This is a genomic window from Sphingobium sp. B12D2B (assembly GCF_025961775.1).
GTDB lineage: Bacteria > Pseudomonadota > Alphaproteobacteria > Sphingomonadales > Sphingomonadaceae > Sphingobium.
Window position 1 is genome coordinate 1,539,862 of record NZ_JAOQOH010000001.1, and the last position, 21,388, is coordinate 1,561,249.

A 21,388-nucleotide genomic window follows, 5' to 3' on the forward strand; every position below is an offset into this window, starting at 1 on the left:
GAGCGGGGCGACGCGGCGGTGCGCAGTGGGCGCATCGATGACCCTCGATCACTGCATGGCGTCACAGGGGCGCGGCTAAATGGCGCACGCGCGCATCCATGTCGTGCCGGAGACTGGCTCCACCAATGCCGATCTGCGCGCGCAGGCGGATCGCTGGCCGAATGGGCACTGGCTGCGCGCCGAGCTTCAGACGGCGGGGCGAGGGCGGCTTGGGCGTGCATGGCAAAGCCCGACGGGCAATCTCTACGCCTCCACGCTGATCGCGTTGCAACCGGGCGATCCGCCAGTCACCGGCATCAGTCTGATGATGGGGATCGCGGTCCATGACGCGCTGTCCCGCCTCGCTGAGAGTGCGTCGATCCTGCTGAAATGGCCCAATGATGTGCTGGCGGATGGCGCCAAGCTCGCGGGCATGTTGCTGGAGCGGGAGGGGCAGGCGATCATCGCCGGGATCGGGGTCAACATCGCCACCGCGCCGTCGCTCGCCGACCGCCCGACCGTAGCGCTGAGCTCACTGCCGGGCGGGGCCGGCCTCACTGCGGAGACAGTCCTCGATGCGTTGGTTCTCGCGGTCGACCGCTGGCTGCTGCTTTGGCGCGCCGAGGGAATGGCCGCGCTCGTCCCGGCCTGGCTCGCGCGTGCGCATCCCGTCGGTACGCCGCTGGTGGTGACAGGCACGGGCAGCGCCCCCTTACACGGGCGCTTTGCTGGCCTGCGCGACGATGGTGCGCTGATGCTGGCCCGTGAGGATGGCACACAGGCCGTCATCCACAGCGGCGATGTCGGCATATTGCCTTGAATTCGGCGCTGGAAACGCGCAACGCCGCCTGAGAGGATCAGCCCATGTTGCTAGCCATCGATGCCGGAAATACCAATGTCGTCTTCGCGCTGATCGCGTCCAATCGCACGATCCGCGCCCGCTGGCGGATCGCCACCGATCCGCGCCGCACCGGCGATGAATATGCCGTGTGGATCAACCAGCTGCTCCAGCTCGAAGGGCTGGGCATGAAGGATGTGACGGCGGTGATCGTCTCTACCGTCGTGCCGCGCGCGATGCATAATCTCGATACGCTCGCCCGCAAATATTTCGGCGTCGAGCCGCTGATTGCCGGCAAGCCGCCGGTGGAGTGGCACATCAATGTGGACGTGCCGATGCCGCAGACGCTCGGTGCGGATCGCGCGCTCAATGCCATCGCCGCCCATGACGCCTATGAAGGCGATCTCATCGTCATCGATTTCGGCACGGCAACCACCTTCGACTATATCGATTATACCGGCGCCTATAAGGGCGGGATCATTGCGCCGGGCATCAACCTGTCGCTCGATGCGCTCGTGAACAATGCCGCGAAACTGCCCCGCATCGCCATCGAATCCCCCCGTAACAATGATTCCGTGATCGGCCGCACCACGGAGGACCAGATGCTGATTGGTGTTTTCTGGGGATATGTGGCAATGATGGAGGGGCTGGTCATGCGGATGCGCAAGGAGATCGGCCGCCCGGCGACTGTTCTTGCCACCGGCGGCCTCGCCATCTTGTTCGACCAGAAGACCGATCTCTTCGATGCCATCGTGCCGGATCTCACATTGACCGGCCTGGCACTCCTTTATGAACGCAGCGGAAAAAGTGCATGACGCCAGGCGATGAACTTCTCTTCCTGGCCCTTGGTGGGTCAGGCGAAATCGGCATGAATCTCAATCTCTATGGCTGTCGTGGCAAATGGTTGATGGTGGATCTGGGGGTGACCTTCTCCGATCCGTCCTTCCCCGGGATCGATCTCATCATGCCGGACACCGCCTTCATCGAGGAGCGGCAGAAGGATCTGCTCGGCATCGTGCTTACCCATGGGCATGAGGATCATATCGGCGCGGTGCCTTATCTCGCGGCCGATCTCGACGTGCCGATCTATGCAACGCCGTTCACCGCCGGTCTGGTGCGGGGCAAGCTTGCCGAGGAAGGTCTGACGGACAGCGTGACGCTGCATGTCATCCAGGAGGACGAGAGCTTCCAACTCGGCGACTTCCGGATGCGCTATCTGCCGCTGGCGCACTCGATTCCTGAAGGGAATGCGCTGCTGATCGAGACGCCCTTTGGCCGCATCTTCCACACCGGCGACTGGAAGCTCGACGACGAGCCGCAGATCGGCGTGCCCTCCACGGCGGAAGAACTCAAAGCCGTCGGTGACGAGGGCGTACTGGCGCTCGTGTGCGACAGCACCAATGTCTTCAATCCCGAGGCCAGCGGCTCGGAAGGCTCTGTGCAGGCCGATCTGCTGAGCACCATCGCCGGCGCCAGGGGCAGGGTGGTGGTGACCACCTTCGCCAGCAATGCCGCGCGCCTGCAGACGCTGGCCAATGTGGCGCGGCTCACCGGGCGTAAACTCTGCGTGGCGGGGCGCTCGCTCGATCGCATCATCACCATCGCCAAGAGCTGCGGCTATCTGCAGAATCTGCCGCCGATGCTGGACTTCGACGCGATCATGGCGGTGCCGCCGCGCGAGGCGATGATCATCGCGACCGGAGGCCAGGGCGAATCCCGCGCCGCGCTCGCCCGCATCGCGACCGATCAACACCCGATCAAGCTGGATACCGGCGACACGGTGATCTTCTCGTCGCGCAAGATTCCTGGCAACGAGCTGGCCATCGGCCGCATCCAGAATGCGCTGGCCGCCAAGAATGTGGTGATGATCACCGAGAATGATGCGCATATCCACGTTTCCGGCCACCCCGGGCGGCCGGAGCTTGCGGCAATGTATGGCTGGATACGGCCCGAGATGATCGTTCCGGTGCATGGCGAATTACGCCATATGGCCGAACAGGCGCGCTTTGCCGCCGAGCAGGGCATCGAGCGCGGCATTGTGCAAACCAATGGCGACATCATCCGCCTCGCGCCCGATGGGCCGCACAAGATCGGCGAGACGCGCGCCGGACGCCTCGTGCTGGATGGCGACGTCATCCTGCCGGCCGATGGCAACACCATGAACGAGCGCCGCAAGATCATGATCCACGGCCATATGAGCGTGGGGCTTGCCATTTCTTCCAAGGGCAAGATGCTGGGCGTGCCGGATATCCGCACCAAGGGCGTGCCGGTGGAGGATGATCGCGAGCAGTTCCTGGCCGATGCGGCCAAGGCTGTGGGCGCAGTGGTTGCCAAGGGCAAGGCGAGTGGGGACGTCGAATCCTTGCGGGAAGCAGTGCGCATCGGCGCGCGCCGCGTGGCGTTCGAGTGGACCGGCAAGAAGCCGATCGTCGATGTGACGATCGTGCAGGCCGGCTGAGGGAGGCGAGGATGCAAATCGGCTCCGCGCTGGCGATCTATTTTCTGATCTGGTTTCTCAGCCTGTTTCTGGTGTTGCCGTTCGGCGTGCGCACCAGCGACGAGCTTGGGAAGGAGAAGGTGCCGGGGCAGGCGGACAGCGCACCCCATGAGTTTCGCTTCTTCCGCATGATCCTGCGCACGACGGTGCTTTCCGCCCTGTTCTTTGCGCTGTTCTACGCGAACTGGCAATATGGCTGGGTGACCATCCGCAGCTTCGACGGGTTTTTAAATGCGCCGGAGAGCCTCCGGCAATAAGCGGGGAGGCGGGCGCGCGGTTTCAGCCGCGCGCCCCGCTCAGTTCGGCCTCAATTTGGCCGAAGCCGGTCGATACCCTGTGCAAGCGCCACGTAGAGCTTGCCGATATCCGACGAGATCATTGTCAGCGCCAGCGTGCTGCCATCCTTGGCGGCCATCACCGTGCGCAGCAGCATTTCGAAGTCGCGGATGTAGCGGTTCACATGCTCGCGGAAGGTGGCATCGTCCTGATAGAGGGCGTGGATCTGCTTCGCCTCGGCATTGTTGACCAGCTTGGTCGCCCGCCGAGCGAACAGACCCTGATCCCCCTTGAGATAGGCGTTCCAGTCGCTGTCCGAGACATCCTTGTCGAACCATTTGCCGACATCGATGGCGTGCTCGCCCAAGGCGCCGATGAGCATGGCCGAGCGTTCGGAGATCAGGTCGCGGTCCTGCGTCTCCAGCTTCTCGCGATGTGCGCTGATGGCGAGGTCGAGCGTCTTGCCGGCTTCGGCAAGGGTCAGCATGTCGCCGCTCAGCTTGTGCGTTGCCTTCTGGGCGGTCTGCGCAGCCTCGTCGGCCGCTTGGGCCAGCCGGGCCAGTTCGCTCGAAACGGTCGCCTCGACCACCTGCCGGATGGCCTTGTCGCTGGCCACGGCGAGGCCCTGGGCGGCTGTCGGGATCACGCTGTCCATCGCTTCGCGCGCGCGCAGAGCGGCGGCGTCGGCGGCATTGCGGACTTCGCCCAGCGCTTCCGCCAGGCGCGGGCCGACGGTTTCGCCGAGCGTTTCCATGCCACGACCTGCCTGCTCGACCGCCTCGGCCAGAGCCGCGATCTGCTGGCGCTGCGCGGCAAGAGCGTCCTGCGACTTGCACAAAGCCTCGGTGAGCACGCTGAGCTGAGTGTTGGTCGCCTTGTCGGACTCGCGCAACTGGCTGACGACGCCGGTCGCCACCGCTTCCACGGCCTCAAGCGCAGGCCCCGCCGTGCGAATGCGCTCGTGCATCGTGCCAAGCTGGCTTTCCACCCGGCCAATCGCGGCCGGCAGGCTCTCGTCCAGCTCGCGCACGCTGCTGTCGAGGGCGAGCAGCAACGCTTCAGTGCGCTGGATAAGCTGGCCGGCATGGCCATCGCCGCGCCCCAGCGTCTCGATCAGGGCCTTGGTTTCCCCTGACAGCCGGCTGAGCGTGCCGGAAAGCTGCTGGGTGCGCGCCAGCGAGGCCTGCTCCAGCGCATCGAACGAATTTGCAAGCGCGGCTGCTTGCTCGCTCGTCTGGGTCAGCCACTGCGTGCTCCTGCCGGTCTGCCCTTCCAGCCGGGCATCGAGACCGTCCAGCAGGGCTTCCATCTCGCGGCAGGTGGACGCGAAGCGATCCAGACCGCCGCTGGATGCACGGTCGATCGCCGCGGCGCTCTGTTCGACGAGCGCGGCCAGCGCGGCATTCTGCGCATCAAGGCGCTGCTCGGTCGCATCGAGCACGGCTTTCACGCGGTCGATGATGAGGTCGAGGCGGGCAGAGGAGAGTTCGGAGAGATTGGTCAGCTCTTCTCCTGCGTCATGGGCGCCGTCACGCAGACCGGAGATCTGCGCCGAGAGCGCCTTGCCGGCATCGGTGAGCTGCAGGCGGACTTCCTCCGCCACCAAAGCTGTCGCCTGCAATTGATGATCGAGCGCGTCGTGGCGCTGGCCCAGATCGCCACCGACCCGTGCGAGCGTTTCGCCCAGTGTCGCCAGCCGGTCCTCCAGCTTGGGCAGCGTATCAACCATCGCGGCGAGCCGGTCGCCGACAGCACTCACGCGAGAGAGCGAGGTCGTGCTGTTCTGGCCGAGCAGATCGGTCTGCGCGGCGATGTCCGTCATGGATCGGCGCAGGGACTCGCTCGCCGCCTCGGCTGCCCGGGCGGTTTCGCGGGTCTGGCCGGCAAGCTGGCCGTTCACGTCAGTAAGCATGGTCAGGGCCTGGCGCGCTTCGCTGGTGATCTGCGCGGCGTCGTCGGCGCTGATCGAGGCGGCCGCCGCAGCCGGGCGTCGCATCAGGATCACCGCGAGGCCGCCGAGGATCAACAAGGGTGCCGTCGCGACTGCGATCAGGTTGATCAGCCATGCGGAGCGCGCGCCGATGTCCGGATCGGTCCCACTGGCGACCACAAGCGCGACCCAGCCGACGGCAATGACGCCCAAGCCCCCCAGAGCGGCTTTCCGCGCCGGGCTGAGCGGTTCGCTCTCTTCGGCGCCGTTTGCGAAGGATATGGCCATGCCTTGATCTCCCCCAGAAGAACGATCGGGAAAGGCGGGCGCGTCCCAGCCTGCATCCGACTCGTTGCGGCGCGAGACGCCGTCCTGTTTCACGTGTTCTGGCCCCTTATTGATGCCGCTAATCTGGTCGATATCCCGCCCATCCGTACCGTTTTGGGACGGATTTTCGACTTTTCGGGCGTCGGACATGACATTTCCTTAACATGTTCCCTCTGAGGGGGAACCCGGTTTTACACTCTGTTCACCTTTCGAAGGTTATCAGATGGCCATGGCATATGATCCTGGCACGCTCGAAGCAGCCCTTGCTGCGGCAGTCGGTTCCGACCGTGCGCTCATCGCGGATTTGCGTCGCGCATTCCTCGAAAGCGCAGGCCGGCAGGTTGATCTTCTCGCCCGTTCTCGCTGCGATGCGAACTGGACAATGGCGGCGCTGCGACTCAAGGGGCTGTGCGCCAGCTTTGGCGTTAATCGCCTGATGAACCTCGCTGATGAAGCGCTGGTGGGCGCGCCGGGCGATCCGGTCATCCTGCGGCGCATCACCCAGGCGCTCGCGACGGTCGGGGCGGAAAACGAAGACTGACAGCCCGACCGCATGTGTCGGCTGATCACTCTCACGGCATCCCCCTGTGTCGAAATGGGGGCCTTGCAATCGGGCCACCGCATTGCCAGACAGATTGTCTGTGTCGAATGTCGGTCTCTAGGTAGCATCCATGGTGCTGGTCGCTCTGCTCAGTGCGCGCAATGCCGCACGGGACGGTCTGCAGTCGCCCGTGTCATCGGCGCTGCTGGACTTTGGCGGCCAGAGCCTCATCGAGTATCAGGCGCGGCTGGCGCTTGGCGCGGGCGCGGAAAAGCTCATCATCCATGCCGATGCGGCGGCGGCCGAGGCGGACTTGCCCGGCCTCACCCGCATGGCCGATCACATCGCGCGAGAGACCGATTGCCCGGTGAGCGTGGTGCGCGACATGCCGGAACTGGCCCGCACGATTGCACCGGAAGACCTCGTTCTGCTGATGGCGGAAGGGGCGGTGATCCCCTCAGAAGCGCTCGACGCCCTGACGATCAGCGGTGGCGAGGCGGTGCTGGTGCTGCCCTCTGGCGCGAGCACGGCCAGCTTCGAGCGGCTGGATGCCAGCAGCATGTGGGGCGGGGCGTTCTGTGTTTCCGGGGAACGGCTGCTCGCAACGCTGGATATGCTGGGCGAGTGGGATCTGGTGCTCACCTTGCTCCGTCGCGCCGTTCAGGATGGCGTGGAGCGGATCATGCTGCCGCCCGAGCCGGTGCTGCAGGGCCGGTTGGCCTTCCTCACCGATCAGTCCAGCGCCGATCTGGCGCTGAATGCCCTCAGCGATTACGCCCCCGACGCAAGCTGGCGCGATGGCGGCGGCGTTGCGGCCTTGCTGGCGCCGCTCTCGCGTACGTTGCTGCGCGAGTTGATGCACCGGCAGGCGGAACCGGGACATATCGCGCTGCTCGCCGTGCTGCTGTGCGCGGGCAGCGTGGCAGTGGGACTCAGCGGATGGGCTTTCCCGGCGCTGCTCCTCATGCTGCCGGCGCTCGGCATCGCGGCGCTGGCGGACCGTTATGCGCAACTGACCCTGCGCGCGACCGGTCGGCGGTGGCCGTTGGCGCTGGTGCAGGGCGGCGCGCTGCTGCTGTTGGGCATGACCGGTTTGCGCGCGGCGGGAGCGGACCCGCTGGCGCTCACGACGGTGCTGTTCGTGCTGCTGTTCCTCACTCTTTTCACCTTCGGGTCGGAACGAACGCCGCCCACTGCGCTTTGGGAAGTGCAGCTTCGTCCCGGCGTCCCGGCGGCATTGCTGATGGTGCTTGGCGGCGTTATCGTCGGCTATGTGGGAATAGCCTTTGCGCTGCTCGGCTGGGTTCTGGCCGGTCTTCTGGCCGCGCGACTGTTCCATTTGGGAAGGTCCGAATTTTAGGGCCTGTTAAGCCTGTTTGGCTAGGGATGGGGCATGACGGGCGTGGGTGAACCGGTTCAGCAACGCCATGGCGGCGAGCGGGAAGGCGCGGTGTTTGCCGCGCGCTTTGCTCGCGGGCTGGCGCTGGAGGTTCGCCATGGGGCCGATCTCGCGCGACTGGCCGACGATGCGCCGGGCCGCTGGACCGATGCCTTGCTGGCCGAAACGCGCATCCATCTTGCCGGGCTGATGAACGCCGTCGAGCAGGCGCTGGTCGCCGGACTGGCCCGCGAGCCCGTGGCCTCGGCCTCCGCCATGCCCGATGCCGGTTATGCGCGGCAGGCGATCGAGCGGGACATCGCCGTGCTTTCGCCGGACCTGCTGCGCCATCTGCGTCATCGCGCCTGCGTGTCGCTGCTGATGCGGCAATATCGGCTCGAGGGTCGCCATGGCGATCGCTCGCGGCTGGAGAGCGAGGCCAGCGACAATGGTCGGTATCTCGATGCACTGGCTGGCCTCGCGCTGGCGGAGCGCAACTGGTGCGGGCCGATGTTGCTCGACGCAACGATGCTGCCGGACCTGCCGGCCGATCTCTATCACGATCTCGTGTGGACCGTCGCGGCCCTGCTGGTAAACGGCAGCAGCGCACAAGCCGCCGGCGCTGATCCCATGCTTACGGCAGCCATCGCGCGCGCCGCCGAGGGGCTGATTGCCCGGCATGATGAAGGGCAGGGCGCCATCGCACAGGCCCGCCGCTGCGCGCGTGCGCTTAATTCGGATCAACGCTTCGCCATCGCCCCGCACGCGCTGGCGGAAGCGCGGCTGCTGCTCTTCGCCGCCATCGTGGAGTGCGAGGGCGGCATTGCGCTGGACGAGGTGCTGGAGGCGCTGATCGGCCCGCAGGATCGCGATCGCTTCGCCCTGTTGCGGGTCATGGGCGTGGACGATCCCGGCGCCTTTCAGGTCGCAGAGATGCTCGGCCCGGTCACCGGTCTCGCCGAAGGGGGTGATGCCGCGCTGGTCGCTTTCGTCGAGGGCTATCGCGCGTTCGATGCGGAGCAGGCCATGCAATGGCTGCTCGACCGGATGAACCCGCGCGCGCTGGCGGACAAGCTCGCTCTGCTGGACGGCCGATGACAGTCGCGCGCCCCGGCACGGAGCCAATCCTGGCGCGGCTGGACGGCGACGGCCGCATCATCGCGGCCGACGCGCCGCTTGCGCGGTTGCAGGCCGATGCCGGCGGCGATCCGCACGGGCCGCTCGCCATTCCCGCGCTGGCCGCGCTCGTCCGCCTCGCCGCGCGCCTGCGCATCCCGATTTCCCGCGCGGTGCAGGCGGCTCAGGGCGAGGCTGATCTGAGCATGTGGGTGCAGATCCGCCAGGAGGCGGACGGCTATGCCATGTCTATCGTCGACTGGCAGGTGCGCGCTCCGCGTCAATGGCCCGGCGAACTGGGCGTGCTGATGGCGCGCCGTCTGGCGCCCGTTGAGCCGGGCTGGCCATGGCAGGTGGATACGCAACTGCGCTTCCGGCAGGTTGCGGCAGACGCCGCCGCCATCGGGCATGAGCCGCCCCGCGATGGCGAGCCGCTGACGGCCTATTTCCGCCTCGATGCGATCATTGCGGACGATGTGTCGCCGATGCCGCTGGTTGAGGCGTTGGCGCTGCGCATGCCGTTTACGGACCAGCATGCGCGCCTGCGGGCCGACGATGCCGTCTTCTATCGCATTTCCGGCGAGCCGCTGTTCGATGAGCATGGCGCGCTGATGGGCTATCGCGGCCGCGCGGTGCCGCAGGAGAGCCAGCCCGCACAGGGACCCCGCGTCGAGGCAGAGGCGCCGTCGGCGGAGATCCACGATCTCTTTGGCGATGGCATGTTCGATGCCGGCTTCGCCCCCCGGCTGGACCGCGCCCTTCGCCAACCGATCGGGCGGATCATCGCCAATGCCGGCAGCATCGCTGCGCAGGCGCATGGTGAACTACGAGAGGAATATGCAGGCTATGGCGCGGACATCGCCCAGGCCAGCCGCCATCTGCTAGATCTGGTCGATGACTTGTCAGATCTTCACGCCATTGAGCGCCCCGATTTCCGGGTGGCGAAGGAGCGCGTCGATCTGGCCGATCTGGCGCGCCGAGCCGCCGGCCTGCTGCATGTTCGTGCCGGCGAGCGCGGCATCCGTATCCAGACACCGCCGCTGGGTGAGAGCGCCATGGCTTGCGGTGAGTATCGCCGCGTGCTGCAGATTCTCGTCAATCTCATCGGCAATGCGGTGCGGCATACCCCGCGCGACAGCACCATCTGGGTCCGCGTCGATAGCGAGAGCGGGCGCGCCCGCGTCGTCGTTGCGGATCAGGGCGGCGGCATTGACCCCGCCGATCACCAGCGCATTTTCGAGCGGTTCGAGCGGCTGGGTCTCTCCGGCGGGGATGGTAGCGGGCTGGGGCTCTATATCTCCCGCCGCCTTGCCCGCGCGATGAGCGGCGATCTGACCGTCGAGAGCGCGCTGGGGCAGGGCGCCCGCTTCACGCTCGATCTGCCGGTGTGGGCGGACGCCTGACCTGAGGCGTAGCGTTCAGGGCACCCGCAGACCTCGCAACTCATAGCCGATCGACTGTTCGATCTCACAGGTCTTGCGAACGGCTGGCAGCGCCATCATCCGGTCATAATGAGCGGTGAGGCCCGGCCAGTTCTCCACCGGCAGGGCGAGCGTGTGCCGCATCCGCCAGAACAGGCGGAAGAGGTGGATGTCGGCCACCGAAAGCCTGCCGCCTACCGCCCATTCCTGACCCGCAAGCCGATGCTCCGCCTGTTCGAGCGCGGCCTCTGCGCGCCCTTGCCCGGCAATGAAGGAGGGATGCAGCGTCGACGCGGCGAACGACATCCAGGAGAGAGCTTGCGCGGTGCCCATGGGATCATCCGGCAGCAGCGCGGCCTCGGGAAAACGCCGCGCGAGATAGAAGAGGATGGCCGCTACTTCGGTCAGCGTGCCCTCATCGGTCACCAAGGTCGGCACCTTGCCTTCGGGGTTGATCGCCAGATAGGCCGGCTCGGCCTGTTCGCGTTTGGCGAAGGAGAGCGAACGTAGCTCGAACGGCGCCCCGATGTGCAGGAGCGCGATGTGCGGGGCCATCGAGCTGGCGCCCGGAGCGATGTAGAGCGTGAGCATGGGTTGTCCTCCCTGATGCCGGCAAAGGCTGTGACAAGCTTAATCCTTCTCCCCTTGAGGGAGAAGGATACGGAGCCTTGCCGCTATGAGCGGCTACGCGGAGTTGGATGAGGGGTGCGGATCTCTGATTCGCGCGATCCTGTCGATCGCTGACCCCTCTCCTAGCTTCGGCTAGGCAGCACGCTGCCAAGCCTGCGCATCCCTCTCCCTCAAGGGGAGAGGTACAGGGCGATCGGCAGCCAGCTACTATCTCAGGCCGCCTTCACCTGCGCGCCGTCATAATAGCCATGGCCGCTCGCTGCCATCTCCCGCAACTGCTCAGGCGGCGCGAAGCGTTCGCCATGCGCGGCCGTCAGCCGATCCAGCACCTCGACCACCTTCGCGGGGCCGATCGTGTCGATCGCGCTGAACGGGCCGCCGGTATAGGGCGCGAAGCCCCAGCCGAAGATCGCCCCGATGTCGCCATCCTGCGGCGTGACCAGCACGCCCTCGGCGAAGCAGCGGGCACATTCGACCAACTGGCGATAAAGCAGCCGCTCACGCACCTCGGCCGGCGTCGGCTGGTTGAGAGCGCGGGGGAACTCCGCCGCAAGGCCGGGCCAGAGCGCCTTTTTCCCGCCGTCCGCCGGGTAATCATAATAGCCCTTGCCGTTCTTGCGGCCGAGGCGGCCGATCTCGACCATATGCGCGACGACATCATCGGCCTTCGCGGGCACATAGGCATCGCCCAGCGCGGCCTTCGCGGCGAGCGTCACCTTATGGGCCAGCTCGATGGAGACCTCATCCGAGACGGCGAGCGGGCCGACCGGCATGCCCAGCTGGCGCCCGACATTCTCGATCAGCGCGGGGTTGATGCCCTCGGCCAGCATCTGCGCGCCTTCCTGCACATAAGTGCCAAAGCAGCGCGAGGTGTAGAAACCGCGCGAGTCATTGACGACGATGGGTGTCTTGCGGATCTGCGCGACGAAATCGAGCGCCTTGGCGACGGCGGCATCGCCGGTCTCCCTGCCAAGGATGATCTCGACCAGCGGCATCTTTTCCACCGGCGAGAAGAAATGCACGCCAATGAAGTTCTCGGGCTTCGACCACGCCTTGGCGAGGCCGGAGATCGGCAGGGTGGAGGTATTGGAGCCGAAGATCACGTCCGGCCCCAGCACGGATTCGACCCGCTGGGTGATCTCCGCCTTGATCGCCGGGTCTTCGAACACGGCCTCGATCACGAAATCGCAGCCCTGCAGCGCATCCACGCTGTCCGCCGGGGTGATGCGGGCGAGGGCTTGTTCCATCTTATCTGGCGTCATGCCCCGGCCGATGCGCTTTTGCATTTGCGCTTGCGCATGGGCCTTGCCCTTGTCCGCTGAGGCGAGATCGCGGTCGAGCAGCACCACGTCGATACCGGCCTGCGCCGCGACATTGGCGATGCCCGCGCCCATCATCCCGGCGCCGAGCACGGCCAGCTTTTTTGTGGGGGCCTTCTCGACGCCAGCGGGGCGCCGCGCGCCGCGTTCGGCGGCCTGCTTGGATACGAACAGCGTGCGGACCATGTTGCCCGCCTGCGGATCGGCCACCACCTTGGCGAAATATTTGCTCTCGACGCGGATCGCCCGATCCATCGGCAACTGGATGCCTTCATAGACCGCGCTGAGCAGCGCATGTGGCGCATGGATGTTCCGCTGGGTCTGCTTGGTGGTCATCACCGTTGCGGCCATCATCGTCTGGATGAAGCCGGGGTTGAACTGCCCCGATCCGCCGGGCACCTTGAAGCCCTTGATGTCCCATGGCTGGGTGTGGGCATCGGGATTGGCCTTCACCCAGGCCTTGGCGACAGCGACAGTCTGGCCGGGGTCGGCCAGTTCATCGACCACCTTCATCGCTGCCGCCTCAGCCGGGCGCCAGCTCTTGCCCTGCAGCATGTACATGAGTGCGCCCTGGATGCCGATCAGGCGGGGCAGGCGCTGTGAGCCGCCACCCCCGGGGAACAGGCCGACGAGGATTTCCGGAAGGCCGATCTGCACCTTGGGATTGTTGCTGAGCACGCGGTGATGGCAGGCGAGCGCCAGCTCCAGACCACCGCCCATGGCCGTGCCTTCGATGGCAATGGCGACCGGCTTTCCGCAGGTCTCAAGTTTGCGCAGCAAGTCGTTGAGGGTGAAGACATTGTCGAACAACTGGCTCATGTCCGCGCCGCCGCTCGTTGCCTCGCGCAGCATGGCCGAGAGATATTTGAGGTCCATGCCCGCCATGAAGCCACTGTCCTTGCCGGAGCAGATGACGGCGCCCTTGATGGCCTCCTCGCTGCCGATCCGCGCGATGGCGGCAGCGAAATCGGTCAGGAAGTCGGGCGTGATGACATTCATCGACTGCCCCGGCACGTCGATGGTGAGAAGGGCGATGCCGTCGCCGTCGATCTCGGTCGTGATGGTCGTAGCCATGTGTGCCTCCTGACTCGTTCAATTTTTTCCCTCCGTTCATCCTGAGTAGCCACTGAGCTTGTCGAAGTGGCGTATCGAAGGATCGAGCCACGGAAAGACCCTTCGATACGGGTCTTCGGCAGGCTCAGCCCCTACTCAGGGCGAACGGACTTCTGGATTCAAACCCGCTCGATAATGATGCCCGTGCCCATTCCCGCGCCGACGCACAGATTGACCAGCGCCGTGCCCTTGCCGGAGCGTTCCAGCTCATCGAGCGCAGTGCCCAGCACCATCGCCCCGGTCGCGCCGAGCGGATGGCCCATGGCGATGGCGCCGCCGTTCACGTTGATCTGGCTGTGATCGAGCCCCATCGCCTGCATGTAGCGCAGCACGACGCTGGCGAAGGCTTCGTTCAGCTCCCACAGGTCGATATCGCCGACCGACATTCCAGACTTTTTCAGGAGCTTGTCGGCAATGTTTTCCGGGCCCGTGAGCATGATCATCGGCTCGGAGCCGACCGAAGCCATGGCCTTCATCCGGGCGCGCGGCTTGAGCCCATATTTCTCGCCCATGGCCTTGCTGCCGACCAGCACGGCCGCAGCGCCATCGACAATGCCGGAGCTGTTGCCGGCATGGTGGACATGGTTGACGCGTTCCAGCTCCGGGTATCGGAGCAGGGCGATGGTGTCGAAGCCCGGCATCTCTTCGCCCATGGCGAGAAAGCTGGGCTTGAGGCTGGCAAGGCTCTGCATCGTCGTTTCCGGGCGCATATGCTCGTCATGGTCGAGCAGCACCTGGCCGATCACATCCTTCACCGGAATGATCGACTTGCCGAAGCGCTTGTCGTCCCAGGCAGCCTTGGCGCGCTTCTGGCTCTCGACCGCATAGGCATCCACATCGTCGCGGGAGAAGCCGAACTTGGTCGCGATCACGTCCGCGCCGATGCCCTGCGGCGCGAAATAGCTGGCATAGGCAACATTGGGATCGGAAGCCCAGGCGCCGCCGTCCGCGCCCATCGGCACGCGGCTCATGCTCTCCACGCCACCGCCAATGGCCAGCTCCGCCTCGCCACTGATCACCTTGGCGAGGGCCATGTTCACCGCTTCCAGGCCGGAGGCGCAGAAGCGATTGATCTGCACGCCCGGCACGGTCTCGGCATAGCCGGCGGTCAGCACCGCCATGCGGGCGATGTCCGTCCCTTGCTCGCCGACCGGGGCGACGCAGCCGAGGATCACGTCGTCCACGTCCGCCGTGTCGATGGCGTTGCGATCGCGCACCGCCTGGAGAACCTGGACCGCTAGCTGTACCGGCGTCACCTCATGGAGCGACCCGTCCGGCTTGCCGCGTCCCCGCGGTGTGCGCACGGCATCATAGATGAAGGCTTCCATGGTCGCTCTCCTATAGGTCTGGCGGGGCCTTTGGTGCGGCCAATATGGGCCATGCCATCGCCTTCGCGCAAGGGCTCGCTGCCGGCTTCGCCACTTGCGTGGTCCATGCAAGCCCAAGAAATCCGCCAATCCTCGGCCCTACCCTAACGTCAACGGAAGGTGCGCGGGCGGGGCATAATTTCCCTATCTTTAGCGCCAGGGCGAGCCGTGCATGCCGAGTCCGCGCTGCCCTTTTGGGCGCAAGCGGCCCGACTCGGGCGTCTGCGGTTGAATAGAAAGTTCCAACGGCCTATCTGCGCCGCATCAGCATATCGACATGCACACCCGCGTGTCTTCTTGTCCTTTTCCCGGGGGTAGGCATGGCCAGCCAGAACGAACTCAGTCCCAAGCCGGCAAAGCCGGACGTTCCCAAGGATGTCGAGGAGGCGATCCGCACCCTCATCCGCTGGGCCGGCGACGATCCAGAGCGGGAAGGCCTCATTGAAACGCCCAAGCGCGTCGCGCGCGCCTGGCGGGAATATTGCGAGGGCTATGCCGAAGACCCGGCCTATCACCTCTCGCGCATCTTCCATGAGGTCGGCGGCTATGACGAGATCGTGCTGCTGACTGACATCCCGTTCCAGTCGCATTGCGAGCATCACATGGCGCCGATCGTCGGCAAGGCGCACATCGCCTATCTGCCGCAGGATTATGTCGTCGGCATCTCCAAGCTGGCCCGCGTGCTGGAAGCGTTCGCCCGCCGCCTGCAGGTGCAGGAACGGCTGACGGCGCAGGTCGCCGACTGCATCTGGGAGAATCTCAAGCCGCTCGGCGTGGCCGTGGTGATCGAGGCGACCCATGGCTGCATGACCGGGCGGGGCGTCCGCACCCATGGCACGATCATGCGCACCAGCCGGATGATGGGCGTATTCAAGCGCGACGAAAAGAGCCGAGAGGAAGTGCTGCGCCTCATGGGCGTAAAATGACGGCGCAGGCCCCGCTCGCGCTCGTCACCGGGGGGCACCGCCGCCTCGGCGCGCGCATCGCCATGCATCTGGCGCGTGCCGGCTATGCGCTGGCGATCCATGGCCGGCATGATGCGGAGCCGCATCGTTTCCTGTCCGATTGCCTCGCCGAAACGGGCGTGAATTGGCATGGCTTCGTCGCGGATTTCCTGACGCCGGGGGCCGCCGAAGGGCTGATGCCGGCGGTGATCGATCATTTCGGCCGTGCACCGGATCTGCTGGTGAACAGCGCCTCGCTGTTCGGCGAGAGCGAGCTGGCCAATGTCAGCGCCGGCCAGCTGGCCGACTATCATCAGGTCAATACGGTTGCGCCGGTGTTGCTGACCCAGGCCTTTGCTGCGGCGGCCCGGCCCGATGGGGCTGGCGCCTCGATCGTCAATATTCTCGACCAGCGCCTGGCCCAGCCGCATGGCGACCAGCTTGCCTATACGCTGGGCAAGGCGGGGCTGGAGGCGTTCACGCGGATCGCGGCGCGCACGCTGGCGCCTGCCATTCGCGTCAATGCGGTCTCGCCGGGGCTGACGCTCGCGACCTATGATTATACGCCCGAGCAACTGGAGCGGCTGGCCAGCCACGCGCCGCTCGGCGTGTTGCCGACGCCGGAGGCGGTGGGCGAGGCGGTGCTGTACCTGGCGCGGGCGGAGTCGGTGACCGGCCAGACAATCATCGTCGATGGCGGTGCCCATATGCGCAGTTACGCGCGCGATTTTCTGCATCTGGAGACCTGAACCGCCCGGCAGCGCCCGGTGACGGCCGATCCGATCTCCCACAAAGCAAAACCCCGCCGGACGATCTGTCCGGCGGGGTTTCTAAAGCTTGCGGAGGGAAGGGGCTCAGGCCTCTTCCGTATCCTCGTTGGCAGCCGGCTCGGCAGCCTCGGTCGCGATTTCGCCCGGCTCGGCATTGGGATCGTAATCCTCGGTGAAGCCGGCTTCGTCCTTCTCGAACATGGAGGCCATGACGTCCACGCCGTCCTTCTGCAGGTCGGCTTCCTCAGGCGAACGTGCGACGTTGGCCTGAACGGTGACGGAGACTTCCGGGTGCAGAGAGACGCGCACGTCGAACAGGCCGAGCGTCTTGATCGGGCGTTCCAGCACGACCATCGACTTGCTCACATTGGTGTGGCCGGCTTCGTGGAGTGCTTCCACAATGTCACGAACCGAGACCGATCCGTAGAGCTGGCCGCTGTTCGACGACTGACGGATCAGGACGACCTGAACGCCATCGACCTTCTCGGCCGCCTTGGCAGCGTCGTCACGACGGGCTGCGTTGTCGGCCTCGATCTTGGCGCGGTTGGCCTCGAACACCTTCTTGTTGGCGTTGTTGGAGCGAAGCGCCTTCTTGTTGGGCAGCAGGTAGTTGCGCGCATAGCCGTCCTTGACGGTTACGACGTCGCCGATTGCACCCAGCTTCTCGATACGCTCGAGCAGAATGATTTCCATGGGTCCGCCCTCCTTACTTCACGATGTAGGGCAGCAGGCCCAGATGGCGGGCGCGCTTGATTGCCTGGGAAAGCTCGCGCTGCTTCTTGGCCGAGACGGCCGTGATGCGCGAGGGAACGATCTTGCCGCGCTCAGAGACGAAGCCCTGCAGCAGGCGCACATCTTTGTAATCGATGCGCGGTGCGTCCTTTGCGGAGAACGGGCAGGTCTTGCGACGGCGGAAAAATGGGCGTGCCATGTGTCAGGTCTCCTTATTCGCCGTCCGAGGCTTCTTCGCGGTCCCGGCGGGGCGCGCGATCGCCGCGATCCGGACGGTCACCACGGTCGCCGCGCTCACCACGACGCTCACGGTCACGCTCGTTCTTGCGCATCATCACCGAAGGGCCACCCTCCAGCTCTTCGACGCGAACGGTCATGAAGCGGATCACGTCTTCGTTGATCTGCGTCTGACGCTCCAGCTCGGCGACCACGCCAGCCGGCGCGTCGATGTTGAGCATCACGTAGTGAGCCTTGCGGTTCTTGGCGATCTTGTAGGCGAGGTTGCGGAGACCCCAGCTTTCCACCTTCGTCACCTTGCCTTCATTGGCCTCGATGATCTTGGTGGCATTTTCCGCGAGCGCATCGACCTGGGCCTGTGCCAGATCCTGACGCGCAAGGAAGACATGCTCATAATAGGGCATGGTTCATGCGTCCTGTCTTTTGGCCGATTGCTGACACACGCCCCATGCGCATGCCCCTCCGGCTGTCGTCTCAAACAAAGCTTCGCGGCGGGCGCAGCGAGAGCCTGCCCGGCGAAGGGGCGGCCTATGGCTGAAAAGTGCCCGCAAGGCAAGTGCGCAATGCCCGCTCTCGCCGATAAGCGATCAGGGCCGGAACTGCCGGGCCAGCGCGTGATAGAGTTTGGGCTTGCAGATCTGCCCGCTGACCCAGTTGGCGAAGATCGCCGTGGCGAACAGCGGCAGGATCATGGTGCGGTCTGCGGTCATTTCCATCATGATGATGGCGGCGGTGAGCGGCGCCCGCACCACACCCGCGAAATAGCCGATCATGCCGAGCAGCACGATGGCGCCGTGCGGCTGGTCCGGCATCAGCAGCCCCAGCAGCTGACCAAGGCCGGCGCCGACGGAGAGCGATGGCGCAAAGATGCCGCCGGGGGCTCCGCTCAGCGCCGTGGCCAGTGTGGCGACGAGCTTGGCGGGGCCGAAGCTCCAGGACACCTCTTCACCGGCGAGCAGCGCGCGGGTCGTCTCATAGCCGGTGCCCCAGCTGATTCCGGCGGTGAGAATGCCCGTGATGGCGACGACGAGCCCGCAGATGCCCGCGACGAGCAGCGGCTTGGCCCGCATCGCGCGGGTGAGCGGGCTGCGGGACCAGGCAAGAGCGATCAGCGCGCGGGAGAACAGGCCGCCCGCCACGCCGCCGACGAGGCCAGCGACCGGTGTCAGCAGCAGCATGGACGAGATCGGCATCGATTGATGCATGGCGCCAAAGTAGATGTAATCGCCCGAGAGCCACAGGCTCGTAATGCCCGCCATCATCACGGCGGCCATCACCACGATCGCAATCTTTTGCTCGAAGGCAGCGGCCAGTTCCTCGATGGCGAAGGCGACCCCCGCGAGCGGGGTATTGAACGCAGCGGCAACGCCTGCCGCACCGCCGGCGATGATGATCCCGGCCGAAACCGGCACGCGCAGCCAGCGCTGCACCGCGGCCATGATGGCGGCGCTGATCTGCACGGTCGGTCCTTCGCGACCCACTGAGCCACCCGCGAGCAGCATCCCCAGCGTGCCGAACAGCTTGAACAGCGCGGTCCGCAGCGAGAGTAGGCGGCGGGATTGCGGGTGATCCGGCATGCGCGCCGCCGCCATGGTCTGCGGAATGCCCGATCCGCGCGCCTCCGGGCACCAGTGCCGCGTGACATAGGTCACCGCGATGAACAGGCCGGGCGTGATGACCAGCGGCGCATAAGGAAAGGCATCGGCCACGCCGGTAAACACGCCTTGCGCGGCCTCACCCAGCTTGGCGAACAACACCGCGACCAGGCTGAGCAGCAAGGCGCCGCCGATCGCGCCGATGCGGCCCCGCATCACGCGGGCGTCCACGCGACCAATCGCGTTGGAGAACCGGGGCTTTAACATCCTGGCTTCCCCTATGCCCCATGAGCAGGGCGCACAATGGTGAATGTCCCTCCTGGCGCGCCGTCGTGCCGGTCAAGCCAACAGGACTTGCCCGGGGCGCCCCCCCGGACTAGGGCGCAGGCCTTCACAGACCAAGCAGGGATCAGGGCCGTGCGTGCATTCATCTTTCCGGGGCAGGGCAGTCAGGCCGTGGGCATGGGGTCGGCGCTGGCCGCAGCATCGCCCGTGGCGCGCGAGATTTTCCAGGAAGTCGACGAGGCGCTGGGCCAGCATCTCTTCCGCATCATGACCGAAGGGCCGGAAGCGGACCTGACCCTGACCGAAAATGCCCAGCCGGCGATCATGGCCAACGCGCTCGCCACTTTGCGCGTGCTCGAGAAGGAAGGCGGCGTGGTGCTGCGCGACAAGGCGGATGCGCTGGCCGGCCACAGCCTCGGCGAATATAGCGCCCTTTGCGCGGCCGGTGCCTTCGATCTCGCGACCACCGCCCGTCTGCTCAAGACGCGCGGTCGGGCGATGCAGGCCGCCGTGCCGGTAGGCGAGGGTGCCATGGCCGCGCTGCTCGGCGCCGACATCGAGAAGGCCGAGGCGCTCGCGGCTGCTGCGGCCGAGGGCGAAGTCTGCGCCGTCGCCAACGACAATGATCCGAGCCAGGTCGTCATTTCCGGCCATGTCGGCGCCATCGAGCGCGCGATCGGGCTGGTGAAGAATCATGGCATCAAGCGTGGCGTGCTGCTGCCGGTCTCCGCGCCGTTCCACTGCCCGCTGATGCAGCCCGCTGCCGATGCGATGGCGGCTGCCCTGGCGGACACGCAGTCGCCCGGCGCCTTCATTCCCGTCTATGCCAATGTCACGGCCGCGCCGGTGAGCGATGCTGCGACCATCCGTGACCTGCTGGTACAGCAGGTGACCGGCCGGGTGCGCTGGCGCGAAAGCATCGCGGCGATGTGGGAGGCCGGCATTACCGATTTCGTCGAGCTGGGCGGCAAGGTGCTCGGCCCGATGGTCAAGCGCATCGCGCCGGATGCGACCGTGACCAGCGTCATCTCGATGGACGACATCGAGGCGCTGCTCGGCCGCGTGTGAGAGACAGGAGGGACTGCATCATGTTCGATCTCAATGGAATGACCGCGCTGGTCACTGGCGCGAGCGGTGGCATCGGCTCTGCCGTGGCCCGGGCGCTGGCCGCGCAGGGTGCGCGACTGGCGCTCTCCGGCAGCAATGTCGCCAAGCTGGAGGCTTTTGCCGCCGAGTTGGGCGGCGACCACGTCTGCGTGCCGTGTGACCTGAGCGATGCGGCTTCGGTGGACGCGCTGGTGCCGGCGGCGGTTGAGGCGCTGGGCGGCAAGCTGGATATCCTCATCAACAATGCCGGCGTCACGCGCGACAACCTCATCCTGCGCATGAAGGATGAGGAGTGGGACACCGTCCAGAAGATCAATCTGGAGGCGGCCTTCCGCCTGATCCGCGCGGCCGCCAAGCCGATGATGAAGGCGCGCACGGGGCGGATCATCTCGATCACCAGCGTCGTCGGCGTGACCGGTAATCCGGGCCAGGCCAACTACGCCGCCTCCAAGGCCGGGCTGATCGGCATGAGCAAGAGCCTGGCGCAGGAACTGGCCAGCCGGGGCATCACCGTGAACTGCGTCGCGCCCGGCTTCATCCGCTCGGCCATGACCGACGCGCTCAACGACGCCCAGAAGGACGCCATCCTCTCGCGCATTCCAGCCGGCGCGCTCGGCACAGGCGAGGATATCGGCGCGGCGATGGTCTATCTCGCCAGCCGCGAGGCGGGCTATGTCACCGGCCAGACCCTGCATGTGAATGGCGGCATGGCGATGATCTGAGTTTTGGCCGGTCTCTGGTGAGATCGGCTCATCTGGAGCTCGTCATTACGGCAGAGCGAGATTTTTTATCGGCAGGCGGAACCCGATGCCGCGCCGATCATTCCCTCACTGACTGGCTCCCGCCGGTCAGCGGACCCCCTTAACGGCGACCTTCCAGAGGTCGCCGTTTTTTTGTGGCGAGGGTTGGTGGGCTGGCCGTGCTGAGGTGGTCTCAGTTGACGCTGACGCTGTCTAGTTCTGAACCCACGAACCCGTGGCGGCTGG

Annotated in this window: 20 protein-coding genes; 12 read left to right on the forward strand and 8 right to left on the reverse strand. The window is 66.0% G+C overall.

Going from position 1 to position 21,388, the window contains the following annotated elements; all coding sequences use genetic code 11:
- Window positions 1-79: 79 nt before the first annotated feature.
- Genes M2335_RS07320 through M2335_RS07335 form a run of 4 tightly spaced genes read left to right on the forward strand, consistent with a single transcriptional unit; the run spans window position 80 to window position 3,571 of the window.
- Window positions 80-799, forward strand: a complete 720-nt coding sequence (locus M2335_RS07320; RefSeq protein ID WP_264594262.1) for a biotin--[acetyl-CoA-carboxylase] ligase — start codon at window positions 80-82, stop codon at window positions 797-799.
- A gap of 44 nt (window positions 800-843) precedes the next feature.
- On the forward strand, window positions 844-1,632 hold the full coding sequence (locus M2335_RS07325; RefSeq protein ID WP_264594263.1) for a type III pantothenate kinase: 789 nt from the start codon (window positions 844-846) through the stop codon (window positions 1,630-1,632).
- On the forward strand, window positions 1,629-3,275 hold the full coding sequence (locus M2335_RS07330; RefSeq protein ID WP_264594264.1) for a ribonuclease J: 1,647 nt from the start codon (window positions 1,629-1,631) through the stop codon (window positions 3,273-3,275). The genes M2335_RS07325 and M2335_RS07330 overlap by 4 nt, the downstream gene beginning before the upstream one ends.
- Before the next feature lie 11 nt (window positions 3,276-3,286).
- Complete coding sequence (locus M2335_RS07335) at window positions 3,287-3,571, forward strand: DUF1467 family protein (protein ID WP_264578589.1); 285 nt, start codon at window positions 3,287-3,289, stop codon at window positions 3,569-3,571.
- 50 nt (window positions 3,572-3,621) lie between these two features.
- On the opposite strand, the gene M2335_RS07340 is transcribed toward M2335_RS07335, so the two are convergent.
- Complete coding sequence (locus tag M2335_RS07340) at window positions 3,622-5,808, reverse strand: hypothetical protein (RefSeq protein WP_264594265.1); 2,187 nt, start codon at window positions 5,806-5,808, stop codon at window positions 3,622-3,624.
- Between the two features lie 268 nt (window positions 5,809-6,076).
- On the opposite strand from M2335_RS07340, the gene M2335_RS07345 reads away from it, so the two are divergent.
- The 4 genes from M2335_RS07345 to M2335_RS07360 all read left to right on the forward strand — a co-directional run bounded on the left by M2335_RS07345 (window position 6,077) and on the right by M2335_RS07360 (window position 10,285).
- Window positions 6,077-6,388, forward strand: a complete 312-nt coding sequence (locus M2335_RS07345; protein WP_264570741.1) for an Hpt domain-containing protein — start codon at window positions 6,077-6,079, stop codon at window positions 6,386-6,388.
- Between the two features lie 130 nt (window positions 6,389-6,518).
- Window positions 6,519-7,748, forward strand: a complete 1,230-nt coding sequence (locus tag M2335_RS07350; RefSeq protein ID WP_181560065.1) for a hypothetical protein — start codon at window positions 6,519-6,521, stop codon at window positions 7,746-7,748.
- 33 nt (window positions 7,749-7,781) lie between these two features.
- Window positions 7,782-8,864: a hypothetical protein gene (locus M2335_RS07355; protein ID WP_181560064.1), complete on the forward strand. Its 1,083-nt coding sequence runs from the start codon at window positions 7,782-7,784 to the stop codon at window positions 8,862-8,864.
- A complete protein-coding gene (locus M2335_RS07360) occupies window positions 8,861-10,285 on the forward strand; it encodes an ATP-binding protein (RefSeq protein ID WP_264594266.1) in 1,425 nt (474 codons plus the stop codon). Before M2335_RS07355 ends, M2335_RS07360 begins: the two co-directional genes overlap by 4 nt.
- A gap of 15 nt (window positions 10,286-10,300) precedes the next feature.
- Here the strand turns inward: M2335_RS07360 and M2335_RS07365 are convergent, their stop codons facing one another.
- From M2335_RS07365 to M2335_RS07375, 3 genes are all read right to left on the reverse strand, one after another.
- Complete coding sequence (locus M2335_RS07365; protein ID WP_264594267.1) at window positions 10,301-10,894, reverse strand: glutathione S-transferase family protein; 594 nt, start codon at window positions 10,892-10,894, stop codon at window positions 10,301-10,303.
- 251 nt (window positions 10,895-11,145) lie between these two features.
- On the reverse strand, window positions 11,146-13,326 hold the full coding sequence (locus tag M2335_RS07370; protein WP_264594268.1) for a 3-hydroxyacyl-CoA dehydrogenase NAD-binding domain-containing protein: 2,181 nt from the start codon (window positions 13,324-13,326) through the stop codon (window positions 11,146-11,148).
- Window positions 13,327-13,484: 158 nt separating this feature from the next.
- Entirely contained in the window at window positions 13,485-14,693 is a 1,209-nt protein-coding gene (locus M2335_RS07375) for an acetyl-CoA C-acetyltransferase (protein ID WP_264594269.1), read from the reverse strand.
- A gap of 359 nt (window positions 14,694-15,052) precedes the next feature.
- On the opposite strand from M2335_RS07375, the gene folE reads away from it, so the two are divergent.
- Window positions 15,053-15,658: a GTP cyclohydrolase I FolE gene (gene folE, locus M2335_RS07380; RefSeq protein WP_264578597.1), complete on the forward strand. Its 606-nt coding sequence runs from the start codon at window positions 15,053-15,055 to the stop codon at window positions 15,656-15,658.
- Window positions 15,655-16,425 (forward strand): SDR family oxidoreductase, encoded by a 771-nt coding sequence (locus M2335_RS07385; protein ID WP_264594270.1) that lies wholly within the window; start codon window positions 15,655-15,657, stop codon window positions 16,423-16,425. The genes folE and M2335_RS07385 overlap by 4 nt, the downstream gene beginning before the upstream one ends.
- A gap of 105 nt (window positions 16,426-16,530) precedes the next feature.
- Here the strand turns inward: M2335_RS07385 and rplI are convergent, their stop codons facing one another.
- The 4 genes from rplI to M2335_RS07405 form a co-directional block, all read right to left on the reverse strand.
- Window positions 16,531-17,139: a 50S ribosomal protein L9 gene (rplI, locus tag M2335_RS07390; protein WP_181560057.1), complete on the reverse strand. Its 609-nt coding sequence runs from the start codon at window positions 17,137-17,139 to the stop codon at window positions 16,531-16,533.
- 13 nt (window positions 17,140-17,152) lie between these two features.
- The gene (gene rpsR, locus M2335_RS07395) at window positions 17,153-17,377 is read right to left on the reverse strand and encodes a 30S ribosomal protein S18 (RefSeq protein ID WP_181560056.1); all 225 of its coding nucleotides are present in this window, start codon (window positions 17,375-17,377) and stop codon (window positions 17,153-17,155) included.
- A gap of 13 nt (window positions 17,378-17,390) precedes the next feature.
- On the reverse strand, window positions 17,391-17,819 hold the full coding sequence (gene rpsF, locus M2335_RS07400) for a 30S ribosomal protein S6 (protein WP_181560055.1): 429 nt from the start codon (window positions 17,817-17,819) through the stop codon (window positions 17,391-17,393).
- Window positions 17,820-18,002: 183 nt separating this feature from the next.
- A complete protein-coding gene (locus M2335_RS07405) occupies window positions 18,003-19,277 on the reverse strand; it encodes a chloride channel protein (protein WP_264587451.1) in 1,275 nt (424 codons plus the stop codon).
- Window positions 19,278-19,427: 150 nt separating this feature from the next.
- Between M2335_RS07405 and fabD the strand changes: the two genes are divergently transcribed.
- Together fabD and fabG are read left to right on the forward strand one after the other, a co-directional pair.
- Window positions 19,428-20,363, forward strand: coding sequence for an ACP S-malonyltransferase (gene fabD / locus M2335_RS07410; RefSeq protein ID WP_264573137.1), 936 nt, complete (start codon window positions 19,428-19,430; stop codon window positions 20,361-20,363).
- A gap of 20 nt (window positions 20,364-20,383) precedes the next feature.
- Window positions 20,384-21,124, forward strand: a complete 741-nt coding sequence (gene fabG / locus M2335_RS07415) for a 3-oxoacyl-[acyl-carrier-protein] reductase (protein ID WP_264594271.1) — start codon at window positions 20,384-20,386, stop codon at window positions 21,122-21,124.
- The last annotated feature ends 264 nt before the right edge of the window (window positions 21,125-21,388 follow it).